The 11,718-nt window shown below is 65.3% G+C and carries 13 protein-coding genes; 6 read left to right on the plus strand and 7 right to left on the minus strand.

The window, feature by feature from the left end; all coding sequences use genetic code 11:
* Positions 1–121 precede the first annotated feature (121 nt).
* The 4 genes from L338_RS15205 to xseA are packed head-to-tail and all read right to left on the minus strand — an operon-like array spanning position 122 to position 2,984.
* A complete protein-coding gene (locus L338_RS15205; RefSeq protein WP_022699262.1) occupies positions 122–964 on the minus strand; it encodes a M23 family metallopeptidase in 843 nt (280 codons plus the stop codon).
* Positions 961–1,173: a DUF2093 domain-containing protein gene (locus L338_RS15210; protein ID WP_022699263.1), complete on the minus strand. Its 213-nt coding sequence runs from the start codon at positions 1,171–1,173 to the stop codon at positions 961–963. Before L338_RS15210 ends, L338_RS15205 begins: the two co-directional genes overlap by 4 nt.
* Before the next feature lie 19 nt (positions 1,174–1,192).
* Positions 1,193–1,423 carry a DUF2093 domain-containing protein gene (locus L338_RS15215; RefSeq protein WP_022699264.1) on the minus strand — a complete coding sequence of 77 codons (231 nt, stop codon included), beginning with the start codon at positions 1,421–1,423 and terminating at the stop codon, positions 1,193–1,195.
* A 28-nt stretch (positions 1,424–1,451) separates the two neighbouring features.
* A complete protein-coding gene (gene xseA / locus L338_RS15220) occupies positions 1,452–2,984 on the minus strand; it encodes an exodeoxyribonuclease VII large subunit (protein ID WP_022699265.1) in 1,533 nt (510 codons plus the stop codon).
* Positions 2,985–3,077: 93 nt separating this feature from the next.
* Between xseA and purD the strand changes: the two genes are divergently transcribed.
* Genes purD through L338_RS17460 form a run of 5 tightly spaced genes read left to right on the plus strand, consistent with a single transcriptional unit; the run spans position 3,078 to position 8,886 of the window.
* Positions 3,078–4,358, plus strand: a complete 1,281-nt coding sequence (purD, locus tag L338_RS15225; RefSeq protein ID WP_022699266.1) for a phosphoribosylamine--glycine ligase — start codon at positions 3,078–3,080, stop codon at positions 4,356–4,358.
* Complete coding sequence (locus tag L338_RS17740) at positions 4,331–5,950, plus strand: tetratricopeptide repeat protein (protein WP_022699267.1); 1,620 nt, start codon at positions 4,331–4,333, stop codon at positions 5,948–5,950. The genes purD and L338_RS17740 overlap by 28 nt, the downstream gene beginning before the upstream one ends.
* Positions 5,951–5,983: 33 nt before the next feature.
* Complete coding sequence (locus tag L338_RS15235; RefSeq protein ID WP_022699268.1) at positions 5,984–7,273, plus strand: metal-dependent hydrolase family protein; 1,290 nt, start codon at positions 5,984–5,986, stop codon at positions 7,271–7,273.
* A gap of 2 nt (positions 7,274–7,275) precedes the next feature.
* Positions 7,276–8,340 carry a phosphotransferase gene (locus L338_RS15240; protein ID WP_022699269.1) on the plus strand — a complete coding sequence of 355 codons (1,065 nt, stop codon included), beginning with the start codon at positions 7,276–7,278 and terminating at the stop codon, positions 8,338–8,340.
* A 60-nt stretch (positions 8,341–8,400) separates the two neighbouring features.
* Positions 8,401–8,886, plus strand: coding sequence for a hypothetical protein (locus tag L338_RS17460; RefSeq protein ID WP_152485919.1), 486 nt, complete (start codon positions 8,401–8,403; stop codon positions 8,884–8,886).
* Positions 8,887–8,895: 9 nt separating this feature from the next.
* On the opposite strand, the gene L338_RS15245 is transcribed toward L338_RS17460, so the two are convergent.
* The 3 genes from L338_RS15245 to L338_RS15255 form a co-directional block, all read right to left on the minus strand.
* A complete protein-coding gene (locus L338_RS15245; protein WP_022699271.1) occupies positions 8,896–9,294 on the minus strand; it encodes a DUF4345 family protein in 399 nt (132 codons plus the stop codon).
* Positions 9,295–9,369: 75 nt separating this feature from the next.
* Complete coding sequence (gene aroC, locus L338_RS15250) at positions 9,370–10,464, minus strand: chorismate synthase (protein ID WP_022699272.1); 1,095 nt, start codon at positions 10,462–10,464, stop codon at positions 9,370–9,372.
* 42 nt (positions 10,465–10,506) lie between these two features.
* Positions 10,507–10,974 carry a J domain-containing protein gene (locus L338_RS15255; RefSeq protein ID WP_022699273.1) on the minus strand — a complete coding sequence of 156 codons (468 nt, stop codon included), beginning with the start codon at positions 10,972–10,974 and terminating at the stop codon, positions 10,507–10,509.
* A gap of 71 nt (positions 10,975–11,045) precedes the next feature.
* Here L338_RS15255 and pdxH point away from each other — a divergent pair, with 71 nt between their 5' ends.
* A complete protein-coding gene (pdxH, locus tag L338_RS15260) occupies positions 11,046–11,714 on the plus strand; it encodes a pyridoxamine 5'-phosphate oxidase (RefSeq protein WP_022699274.1) in 669 nt (222 codons plus the stop codon).
* Positions 11,715–11,718: the final 4 nt, after the last annotated feature.

The following is an 11,718-nucleotide window of genomic DNA, read 5'->3' on the forward strand; positions in this document are numbered from 1 at the left end:
ACGTTGAACCAGTGTGCTCTATCCTGCCCGCCACCCCTCTCCCATTCCGTCAGCCAAAGCCCTTCGGCCTTTGGGACTTCATTGCCCTCTCCCCTTCTCAAGGGGCGAGGGTGCGCAAAGATTACCGCGCCAGCAGCTCGCTCTCTTTCGGCTTGAAGGCGAGCGCGAGTTCGGGGTCGATATATTCGCCGCGGACGCGGAGGCCCCAGTGGAGGTGGGGGCCGGTGGAGCGGCCGGTGGAGCCGACCTTGCCGACGGGCTGGCCGGGCTCGACGATGTCGCCTTCTTTCACGCCGATCTCCGACATGTGCATGAACAGGCCCATCACGCCCTGGCCGTGATCGATCACCACAAGACCGCCTTCGAAATACATGTCCGGCTCGGCCAGGATCACTTCGCCGGCGGCGGGCGCCAGGATCGGCTCGCCCGCCGGGGCGGCGTAGTCGATGCCGTGATGCGGGTTCTTGGGTTCGCCGTTCAGGACGCGCTGGCTGCCATAGACGCCGGACTGGATGAACTCTTCGCCCAGCGGATAGCGGAAGCCCTCCAGCCACCAGACGCCGTCGGCGCGGTGTTTCCAGGTTTCCTGCTTCTTCAGCCAGTCGGCTTCCACCTTGGCCTGTTCCTCGGGCGAACGCGGCTCGACCTTTGAAGGCGGCAGGCCGTCGATGCGCTGGATGTCGAATTCCCGCTCCTCGATCTCCACGCTGGCGGGCTCAAGCGCCGGCTGGCCGCCATTCTTCGCCTTCGCCGCGATGGTCACCGTGCCGGTCACGTCGCGATAGAAGGGCACGAAGGCGTAGCCGTCGACCGTCTCGGTCTTGGCCTCGCCATTGACCAGGATGTCGTATTCCCCGGCCTCAGCCGGCGTGGCGCAGACCACGAAACCGCCCTGCAGGGCCGGTCCGTCGCAGACAAGGCCGCCCGAGGCGGCGAGGGCGAGAGCGGAAAGCGCAGCGATCATCGTGAATTCCTCTGTTTCCAGCGCGCCAGCGCGGCGGGCGCGTCAATATAGGCTTCGTTCAGGTCCGCATCCCAATAGGTCAGGGACGCCAGCGGTATAGCCGCGCCCGTAACCGCGCAGCGCACGAACCGGCCCGGTTTGACAATGGTGAAATCGGGACTGCCGAAATCGATCACCGCTTCTTCGCCAAGGGGGTCGTACCGGTTCATGGCGTGACGTTCGCGGCGCCTATTCGCCGCTATCGGCTTTTTCGGCCTGAAGCTGTTTCCAGCGGACCAGCGCGGCGTCGGCGTCCTTGTACGCCTCGTTCAGCGTGGCGTTCCAGTAGCGCAAGGACTCCAGCGGAATGTGCTGGCCCGTGACCGCGCAAACCACATAGGAGCCCGGTTTCAGCATGACAAAATCGCCATCGCCGAAATCGATTACGGCCTCGCCGTCGAAACTCTCGAACCTGTTCATGAGCCTCTAGATAACGCGTTGCGCGCGATCAGAACAGGTCGCCCTGCTTGCCGGGCGCAGATGGCTTTTTCGCCGCCTTGCGCGGAGACGCCTTGCCGCCGACCGCCGCCGCCTTCTTGCCGTCGGCAAATTCGATCTGGATCGCGTCGCCGGGGTTCAGATCGCCCGCGCGGCGGGCCAGCCCGGATTCGGTGTGGACCAGCGCATAGCCGCGCGCCAGCACGCCCTTCGGATTGACGCTTTCCAGCATCCGGAAGGCGCTGACAAGACGGTCGCGCTTGCGCTCGTTCAGGCGTTGCGCGGCCTGGCTCAGCCGCGCCAGCTGTGTTTCCAGCGCCTCTGCCGGCGCCTTTGTCTGCGGCTTCTGGGCGGCCAGCCGGCGGGCGAGGCGATTCAGCTCCGCCTCTTTCTGGCTGCTGGCGCGGCGCAGGGCGTGGGCGGCCCGGCGTTGCTGGCTGTCCAGATGTTTCAGACGGTCGGTGGTGAGGCTGCGCAGGGCGCGCGGCTGTAACCGTCCGGACAGGCGATGATAACGCTGGCTGGCCGCGGAGATGCGGTTGCGCAGGGCGGGGCCCAGATGGGCGCTGGCCGAATCCAGACGCTGCCAGAAGCCGGACAGCAGCGCCTCCGGCGTTCTGAGGGCGCGGGAGGCGGCGCGCAGCAGGGTCTGGGCGCGATCGAACTGGCGGGCGCGAATGCTGGACATGCGGCCGCTGAGATTGACGATATCGGTCATCAATTCGGCGCGCACCGGCACGGCGCGTTCCGCGGCGCCGGTGGGCGTGGGCGCGCGATAGTCCGAAACAAAGTCGATCAGCGTCCAGTCGGTTTCGTGCCCCACGGCGGAGATCAGCGGAATTTGCGAATTGGCGGCGGCGCGGGCGACGACCTCCTCGTTAAAGCACCAGAGGTCTTCGATGGAGCCGCCCCCGCGCGCCACGATCAGCAGATCCGGGCGCAGCTTCGGGTCCTCTATGGAGTTGAAGCCGCTGATGGCGCTGGCGATCTGGCCGGCCGCCTTTTCACCCTGCACCAGCACCGGCCACAGCAGGACATGGCTGGGGAAACGGTCGGAGAGCCGGTGCAGGATATCGCGGATCACCGCCCCGGTGGGCGAGGTGACCACCCCGATCCGCTCGGGGATATAAGGCAGGGGTTTCTTGCGCGCCTCGTCGAACAGGCCCTCTGCGGCCAGCTTCTTCTTGCGCTCCTCCAGAAGCGCCATCAGCGCGCCGACGCCCGCGGGCTCCAGCCGGTCGATGATGATCTGGTATTTCGACTGGCCGGGGAAGGTGGAGAGCTTGCCCTCGGCGATCACCTCCAGCCCTTCCTCGGGCCGGAAATTGAAGCCCGCAGCCAAGCCTTTCCATGCGACGCCAGAGATCGTGGCGCGCTCATCCTTCAGGTCCAGATACATGTGGCCGGACCGGGCGGTGACCACGCGCCCCAGCTCGGCCCGCACGCGCACCCGCTCGAACGCGCCCTCAATGGTGCGCTTCACCGCGCCGGAAAGCTCGGAGACGGTGAGTTCGGGGAGATTGGACAGCGAGTCGGAAGCCATGACGGCCCTAGCCTTAAGCGTTCTGGGCGTTAAGAAAAGCCGTGCGGCATGTGACTGTCCACATCGGTGAAACTCTGCGTTACACAAAGCGCCATGAATATTCTCATTGTCGGATCCGGCGGGCGCGAGCACGCGCTGGCCTGGAAAATATCACAGAGCGAAACGGTCGAGCGCCTGATCTGCGCGCCCGGCAATCCGGGAATCGCAAGACACGCCCAGTGCGTTCCGGTGAAGGCCGATGACGTGAAGGCGCTGGTGCGGCTGGCCGAGGAACAGGCGATCGACCTGGTGGTCGTGGGGCCGGAAGCGCCGCTGGCCGGCGGGCTGGTGGACCGCCTGACCGAAAAGGGCATTGCCGCGTTCGGGCCGACACAGGCCGCCGCGCAGCTGGAATCGTCCAAGGCGTTCACCAAGGCGTTCTGCGAGCGGCACGATATACCGACCGCCCGCCACAGGACTGTCGACAACATGGACGACGCGCGGGCCTTCCTGGACACGCTGGAAGCGCCGTTCGTGCTGAAGGCCGATGGCCTGGCCGCCGGCAAGGGCGTGATCATCGCCGAGACGCGGAAAGAGGCCGAGGCCGAGGCCGAGGCGATGCTGTCCGGCAAGTTCGGCGATGCCTCCGCGACGCTGGTGATCGAGGAATTCCTGAAAGGCGAGGAAGCCAGCGTCTTCGCGCTCTCCGACGGCAAGACCGCTGTGGTGATGAAGGCGGCGCAGGATCACAAGCGGATCGGCGAGGGCGATACCGGCCTGAACACCGGCGGCATGGGCGCCTATTCGCCGACCCCCGCCGTCGATCAGGCAATGCTGGACCGCGTGATGGCGGACATCATCGACCCGACCGTGAAGGGCATGGCCGAAGAGGGCGCGCCGTATCAGGGCGTGCTCTATGCCGGGCTTATGCTGACGCGCGAAGGGCCGAAGCTGATTGAATACAATGCCCGCTTCGGCGACCCGGAATGCCAGGTGCTGATGATGCGCATGAAGAGTGACCTGGTCCCCGCGCTGAAAGCCTGCGCCGATGGCGCGCTGGCCGATCTGCCGGCGCTGGACTGGGATGCGCGTCCGGCGGTGTGCCTGGTCATGGCCGCGCCGGGCTATCCGGAAAAGGCGGAAAAGGGCTCCATCATTCGCGGCGTCGATTCCGCGGACGACATCGAAGGCGTCGAGATTTTCCACGCCGGAACGGCGGAGAACGAGCGTGGCGAGTTGATGGCCGCGGGCGGCCGGGTATTGAACGTCACCGCCTCCGGCGACACGCTGCGCCACGCGGTGGAGCGCGCCTATGCGGCGGCGAACCGTATCGACTGGCCGGAAGCCTATTACCGGAAGGATATTGCATGGCGCGCGCTTCGTCCCTCAAACTGATTCTGGCCGCGGCGGCGGCTTCGCTTTGCCTGTCTGGTCCCGCCTTAACGCAGGCCGGTTCGCCGACCCCGGAGGAGGCATTGGCCCGGCTGAACGGCCAGATCCAGAACAGTCCGGAAAACCCGGAGCTGCTGGTCAGCCGCGGGCGGCTTCATTTCCTTCTCGGCAATTACGATCAGGCCGCGGCGGATCTGTGGAACGCGACCGAGGCCAATCCCGCCCTGCGCGGGAACGCCACGCTGCAGATCATGCGCGGCCGGGCGGTGATGGAAGCGGGCCGTCCGGGCGATGCGGTAAAGGTGTTCGATCTGGTGCAGGGCCGCACGGCCTTGCGCGCCCGCGCCGCCTACTGGCAGGCCGAGGCGTATCGCCGCGCCGGTAACGATGACAGCGCCATAGCCGCGCTGGAAACCGCGCTGGAGCTGGACCCCGATTACAGCCTCGCCCGGATCCGGCTGGCCGAGCTGACCGCGCCGGAGGAGTCTCTGGAAGTTGAGGCTGAGGCGGAATCCGATCCGTTTGGCTTGCGGGGCGACAGCGATTCCATGCAGGCGGAGACTGACGAACTGGCGTCCGAAACCGCGGCGGACGACGGACCGGTGGCCCTGCAGCCCGACGATGTCGAGGAAGCGGTCGAGGCTGAAACTGAAGAAGCCGGGTCCGAACCGCTGGACGCGCCGGACACGGAAGTGGCCGACGTAACTGAACCCGGCGACGAGGCGGAACAAGCGGAGCCGGAGGCGCGAGAGGGGCCGCGCTTCGTGCTGGAAACCGGCGACGAGGATGAAGAGCCGGTCGAGCCTGAGCCGGAAGACGAAGCTGAGCCTGAGCCAGAGCCGGAAGCGGAGAGCGAGTCTGAAACGGGCGCTGAGGCGCTGGAGGCTGACGCTGAGGCCGAACTGGCGGGCGACGATGCGCCGGAGGAAGAGGCCGGCGCCGATATCGGAATCGCCATCGGCGATGATGCGGACGGGGCTGCGGCAGAGGCGGAAGCGGACGCGGACGATGCGGCCGAGGCCGAAGCGGTGGCGGATGCGCTGGGATCGGCCACGCCGGAAGGGCCGAGCGCGGACGAGCTGCGCGCCCGCGCTGAACAGGCCAATGCCGATGGCGATCTGGTCACGGAGCTGGATTTCATTCGCGGGCTCTACTTGAGTCAAAACGCCACACCCGGCGAGATCGAACGCTACGCCGCGCTGACCGCGCTTCTGTCCACCAAAGACGCCGTGCGGGACTTCCAGATCGCGCGGCTGGCCGAGAGCGCCCGGCATGTCCGCCTGGCCGCCGCGCTTTATGAAAGCGTTGAAAAATCCGGCGCGCTGCAGGGCCGGAATCTGGCTGTGGCGCGCGGAAATCTTGCCACGCAGCAATTGCATATGGGCAATCTGAACGCGGGTCTGGCCGCCGCCGAGCGCGCCATCGAGGCGGACCCGGATTATGCCAATGGCTGGGCCGTGAAGGGCCTGATCCTGGACGAGATGGGCAAGCCGGGCGAAGCCGTCAGCGCAATGAAAACGGCCTATGATAACGGCGCCCGGGCGCCCGAGCTCTTGGCGCGGCTGGAAGAGGCGGGCATGGTGGCCGCCGAGTAGATTTCATAACGATACCTGATGGGGGAGACGACGATGAAAACCTTGATGATGGCCGCTGCGGCGGCCGTGGTCAGCGCGGGGGCGGCGCTGGCGCAATCGGCCGATACGGTCATTCACGCCGGCACGCTTATGACGCGCGCCGATGAAGCGCCGCGCAGCGAAGTCTCGATCCTGGTCCGTGACGGCAAGATCGCCGAAATCCGCGACGGGTTTGTCGAGGCGGACGGCGCGGAAATTGTCGATCTGTCCGACCGTTTCGTGATGCCGGGCCTGATCGACAGCCATGTCCACATCACGTCGGAGCTGGGGCCGACGGGCCGCATCGACGCGGTGACGCTGTCCGACGCGGACTGGGCGTTGCGCGGCGCCATGCATGCGCAGCGCACGCTGGAGGCCGGGTTCACCACCGTGCAGGACGTGGGCGGCCGCGGGGTCGACGCGATTTTCGCGCTGCGCGATTCCATCGCGCGGGACGAGCTGCCGGGGCCGCGCATCCGCGCCGCCGGCCAGTCGCTGAGCGTCGCCGGCGGTCATGGCGACGGCCGCAACGGCTATAACGAGGTTATCGCCGCGGCCCTGCACGATCCGTCGATCTGCAATGGCGCCGATGATTGCCGCCGCGCGACCCGCGAAATGATCATGCGCGGCGCGGACCTCATCAAGATCACCTCCACGGGCGGCGTGCTTTCCAACACCGCCGCCGGCGTGAACCAGCAATTCTTCGATGACGAGCTGGACGCGATTGTCGATACGGCGAATTCCATGGGCCGCTACGTCACCGCGCACGCGCACGGCAAGGACGGCATCGACGCCGCGCTCGAGGCGGGCGTCGCCTCCATCGAGCACGGCACCTATCTGGACGATGAATCCATCCGCCTGTTCCGTGAGAACAACGCCTATCTGGTGCCCACCGTGCTGGCCGGCGCGACGGTCGCCGAATACGCCGAACAGGTCGACTGGATGACGCCTCCGCAGGTCGCCAAGTCCAAACAGGTCGGCCCGCAAATGCTGGACATGCTGCGCCGCGCCCATGAGGGCGGGGTGAAGATCGCGTTCGGCACCGATACCGGCGTTTCCAAGCACGGTGACAATGCGCGCGAGCTGGGCCTGATGGTCCAGGCGGGCATGACGCCTCAGGAAACTCTCGTGGCGGCCACGCTGAACGCGGCCGATCACCTGGAAATGGCTGACGAGATCGGCTCGCTGGAGCCGGGAAAATACGCCGACCTGATCGCCGTGGACGGCGATCCGCTTTCGGACGTCACCATTCTGGAAAACGTCGCCTTCGTCATGAAGGGCGGCGAGGTTTACAAGAGCGAGTAGGCATGTCGGACGCACAGCAGGACTTTTCCGGGGTCAAGGACGTCGCCGAAGCGCACCGCTTCGACGAGGACAGGCTGGCCGAGTGGATGAAGGACAATGTGGGGGGCTATGCCGGCCCCCTGACCGTCCGCCAGTTCAAGGGCGGCCAGTCCAATCCGACCTACCGGCTGGACACCCCGGATCAGTCCTATGTGCTGCGGCGAAAGCCGCCGGGCCAGTTGCTGAAATCGGCCCATGCGGTGGACCGGGAATTCCGCGTCATGTCGGCGCTGGCCGATACCGACGTTCCGGTGCCGGTGATGCGGGCGCTCTGCACCGATGACGAGATCATCGGCAGCTGGTTCTACATCATGGATTTCATCGAGGGGCGGATCTTCTGGGACCCGTACCTGCCCGATCTCGGCGCGGAGGAGCGCGGCGCGATCTATGATTCCATGAACATGACGCTGGCCGCGCTGCATGGCGTGGATTACGAGGCGATCGGTCTTGGCGATTACGGCAAGCCGGGCGATTATTTCCAGCGCCAGATCGGCCGCTGGTCCAAGCAGTACAAGGCGTCCGAGACCAGCGACATCCCCGAGATGGACAAGCTGATCGAATGGCTGCCCGGCGCCGCGCCGGATCAGGAGCGGACCTCCATCGCCCATGGCGATTACCGCCTGGACAACATGATCTTCCACCCGACCGAGCCGCGCGTGATCGCGCTGGTCGACTGGGAGCTTTCAACGCTGGGCGATCCGCTGGCCGACATCACCTATCAGCTGATGCAGTGGAAGATGCCGCCGGAAATGCGCAATGGATTTCTGGGCGCGGACCTGAAGAGTCTCGGCATCCCGACCGGCGGGGAATATCTGAAAGCCTATTGCGAGCGCACGGGCCGCGACCGGATCGAGGATCTGGACTTCTATTTCGCCTATAACACGTTCCGCTTCGCCGCCATCGTGCAGGGCGTCTATCACCGCTCCCTGCAGGGCAATGCGTCCAACGAAAAGGCGAAGGAATACGGCGAGATGGTGAAGCCGCTGGCCGACGCCGCCTGGGGCTTTGCGAAGGGCGCGGGGGCCTGAAGACGGCAAGTTTGGTAGAATTGTGTAAGCAGTCGGCGTTGTAACTAGTAGGCGCGGCTTATGGATACGTCTGACGCACTCGCTTCAATTGCGGTATTGATCTCACTTTTTTCTTTAGGAGTGAGCATTCACGCTGTTCTTCGTGACAAGCCGCTACTGTCCATTACCGCGCGGAGCGGGATGGTCCTCATCACGCCGGGCGAGCCCGTCCCAGAGACGCGAAATATTGGAATAACCATTTATAATCGAGGGCTTAGGCCAACCACAATTCTAAATATTGGTTTTAAGGTTTACTCTTCTCGAATTCATTATTTGATGGGCTTAGCTCAAAAGGAAGAACTTCTAATACCCAATAATTTGCTTGGGGAGCAGCTCCCCGCCGCTCTGAGCACAGGTGATTATCTTCAATATCATGCATCTCAAGAGAGGTTGCTCGAAAAGGTGGGCCAAAAAGTAATTCTGGTGGTTCAAGTTCACCATTCATTCTCACCACATCCAGAATTCAAAAAGCTGGAGGGTTGGCCTCCTGAAAACAAACCGCACTGATTGTTTTCTCTAACCGCCGATATGGCCGATGAACGGGGCCAGAAGCATCAGGCCCAGCGCCCATTCAAACGCGACGGCGAAGACATTATAGCCCGTGCGCACCCCGCGCCCGCCGTCGAAAATCATGGAAATGACGCGCCCGAACCCCATGCCGATCCAGGTCATGGCGGCGGCGAATGATGCGCCGATAATCCCGTTCCCGCCGATAATGGTCATGATGACCGCGGCGTTGAAGAACAGGAACAGGCCCCCGAAGCTGGCGCGGAATTCCGAATAGCCGCCGGGTTTCTCCGCGTCCGGCGCCAGCCGCACGGTCTTTCGCGACCACTCCGGATTGATGAGGCCCAGCAGCCCCATGGCGGCGCCCAGAAGGGCGGCGATCAGGGCGATGATATTGACGATGGGCATTTTGGACGGCCTCCCGTTTCGCGCTGGTTGAAACAGGAAATAGTCTGATTGCGCGAAGCGGCCAGAGGTCTGCGGCTAATTGCCCGTCTGCCCTCTGTGGCGCAGCTTGTGATCGGCCAGGGTGAAGGCGACCATGGCCTCGCCCACCGGCACGGCGCGGATGCCGACACAGGGATCGTGACGGCCCTTGGTGGAAATCGTCGTTTCCTCGAAATTCCGGTCCAGCGTCCGCCGCTCGGCGAGGATGGAGGAGGTCGGCTTTATGGCGAAGCGGACCACGATGTCCTGTCCTGTCGAAACGCCGGCCAGAACCCCGCCATTATTATTGGACAGGAAGACGGGGCCGCCGTCCTCGCCGCGCCGCATTTCATCGGCGTTTTCCTCGCCGGTCAGCTCGGCGGCGTGGAAGCCCGCGCCGATCTCCACCCCCTTGGCGGCGTTGATCGACATGCAGGCCGTGGCCAGCTCCGCATCCAGCTTGCCATAGACCGGCGCGCCCCAGCCGGCGGGAACGCCGCTGGCGACCACTTCCACCACCGCGCCCAGCGAAGAGCCGGCCTTGCGCGCCGCGTCGATATCCGCCTCCCAAAGCTTCGCGGTCTCTGCGTCCGGGCACCAGAAGGGGTTGTTATGCGTCTCCGCCCAGTCCCAGCGGCTGCGGTCGATCTCGCGCTTGCCGATTTTCACCAGCGCGCCGCTTATCGTCACCGCCTCGCCCAGCACCAGCCGGGCAATGGCCCCGGTGGCGACGCGGGAAGCGGTTTCGCGGGCCGAGGAACGCCCGCCGCCGCGATAGTCCCGCACGCCGTATTTCATGTCCCACGCATAGTCGGCATGACCGGGCCGCCACTTGTCGCGGATATCGCTGTAATCCTTCGACCGCGCATCGGTGTTGCGGATCAGCAGGGATATCGGCGCGCCGGTGGTCAGGGGGGCGCCGGTGCGGTCATCCTCGAACACGCCGGACAGGATCTCCACCGCGTCCGCCTCTTTGCGCTGTGTTACGAAGCGGGATCCGCCGGGCTTGCGCCGGTCCAGAAATGTCTGGATATCGGCCGCCCGCAAAGTCAGGCCGGGCGGGCATCCGTCCACCACCACGCCAATGGCGGGGCCGTGGCTTTCGCCCCAGGTCGTGTAGCGCAGGAGATGGCCGAACGTGTTGTGTGACATAGCGCCCTAGCGATTAGCCCAGAACGGCGCGCCGCGTCGAGATCACGCGGGCCGCGATTGCCGTGAAAAATCGCGCACGAAGTCGCGAAGGGCCGAACCCAGCGGCGGGGGCGGCGCAACATCAAGGATCAGGATCAGGTCTTCGAAAGACCCGTCTTCCCGCGCCGGGCCGAGGCCCGCCAGCCTAAGCCGCTGGCCCGAAACAGCGCGCCGCGGCAGGGGAATGCGCACTGGGCCGCGCGGTGTGTCCACCTGCACCGGCGCGCCGGTGCGGGCGGAAAATGCGTCGACGGTCACGCTGCGTTCGGCATGCGGGCGAAGCGCCGGGCGTTCGGTTTTCGCCTCAATTGTGCGCCAGGCTTCCAGAACTCTTTGAAACGCGTCGGCGGGAACGCCACCGCGCGCATCCGGGTGCAGTTGTTTCACCGCTTTGCGGAAGGCGGCGCGGGCCTCTTCCGTCGAGGCGCCGGGCGGCAGGCCGAGGATATGGAGCGCGCGGTCGCGGGTCATGGAGAAAGATGTTTAGTCATTTATGGTGACCGGGCCGTTAAGGACCGATTCTTTTAAGGGGGCCGCCGCTCGTGAGCCGTTCCGATTTGATACCGCCCAGCCCGGATGAGGCTGAATACGCAAGGACGCTGAACGAAAACGGCGCCGATCCCGCGGCGGCGGACGACCCGTTTGCCGTCTTCGCCGACTGGCTGTCGCTGGCCCGGGAGCGCGAACCCAATGACGCCAACGCCATGTCGCTGGCGACTGTGGACGGGGGCGGCCTGCCGGACGTGCGCATGGTCCTGCTGAAGGATTTCAGCGCCGAAGGGTTTGTATTCTACACCAATACGGACAGCGCCAAGGGCCGTCAGTTGAAGGATAATCCCGCCGCGGCCCTTTGTTTTCACTGGAAAAGCCTGCGGCGGCAGGTGCGCGTGCGGGGGCCGGTTTCTCCGGTCGGCGAGGCCGAGGCGGATGAATATTTCGCCTCCCGCGCCCGCGATGCGCGCATCGGGGCCTGGGCGTCCAAACAATCCGCCGCGCTGGAAAACCGCGACGCGCTGGAAGCAGCAGTGGCGCAGACGGCGTCAGAATTTTCAGGTACAGACGTTCCGCGTCCGCCATTCTGGAACGGTTTTCGCTTGGCGCCGCTTGAGATCGAATTCTGGCGGGACCGTCCGTTCCGCCTGCATGACCGGATAGCGTTCCGCCGCCAGGCCCCCGATCAGGGGTGGAGCCGGCAACGTCTCTATCCATGACGCC

Origin of the sequence: Euryhalocaulis caribicus, from assembly GCF_000412185.1 — a bacterium.
Classification (GTDB): domain Bacteria; phylum Pseudomonadota; class Alphaproteobacteria; order Caulobacterales; family Maricaulaceae; genus Euryhalocaulis; species Euryhalocaulis caribicus.

What these genes read in the sequence shown, in the direction of transcription:
- L338_RS15205 (WP_022699262.1), bottom strand. Translation starts at nt 964, where the DNA reads ATGATCGCTGCGCTTTCCGCTCTCGCCCTCGCCGCCTCGGGCGGCCTT.
- L338_RS15210 (WP_022699263.1), bottom strand. Translation starts at nt 1,173, where the DNA reads ATGAACCGGTACGACCCCCTTGGCGAAGAAGCGGTGATCGATTTCGGC.
- L338_RS15215 (WP_022699264.1), bottom strand. Translation starts at nt 1,423, where the DNA reads ATGAACAGGTTCGAGAGTTTCGACGGCGAGGCCGTAATCGATTTCGGC.
- xseA (WP_022699265.1), bottom strand. Translation starts at nt 2,984, where the DNA reads ATGGCTTCCGACTCGCTGTCCAATCTCCCCGAACTCACCGTCTCCGAG.
- purD (WP_022699266.1), top strand. Translation starts at nt 3,078, where the DNA reads ATGAATATTCTCATTGTCGGATCCGGCGGGCGCGAGCACGCGCTGGCC.
- L338_RS17740 (WP_022699267.1), top strand. Translation starts at nt 4,331, where the DNA reads ATGGCGCGCGCTTCGTCCCTCAAACTGATTCTGGCCGCGGCGGCGGCT.
- L338_RS15235 (WP_022699268.1), top strand. Translation starts at nt 5,984, where the DNA reads ATGAAAACCTTGATGATGGCCGCTGCGGCGGCCGTGGTCAGCGCGGGG.
- L338_RS15240 (WP_022699269.1), top strand. Translation starts at nt 7,276, where the DNA reads ATGTCGGACGCACAGCAGGACTTTTCCGGGGTCAAGGACGTCGCCGAA.
- L338_RS17460 (WP_152485919.1), top strand. Translation starts at nt 8,401, where the DNA reads ATGGATACGTCTGACGCACTCGCTTCAATTGCGGTATTGATCTCACTT.
- L338_RS15245 (WP_022699271.1), bottom strand. Translation starts at nt 9,294, where the DNA reads ATGCCCATCGTCAATATCATCGCCCTGATCGCCGCCCTTCTGGGCGCC.
- aroC (WP_022699272.1), bottom strand. Translation starts at nt 10,464, where the DNA reads ATGTCACACAACACGTTCGGCCATCTCCTGCGCTACACGACCTGGGGC.
- L338_RS15255 (WP_022699273.1), bottom strand. Translation starts at nt 10,974, where the DNA reads ATGACCCGCGACCGCGCGCTCCATATCCTCGGCCTGCCGCCCGGCGCC.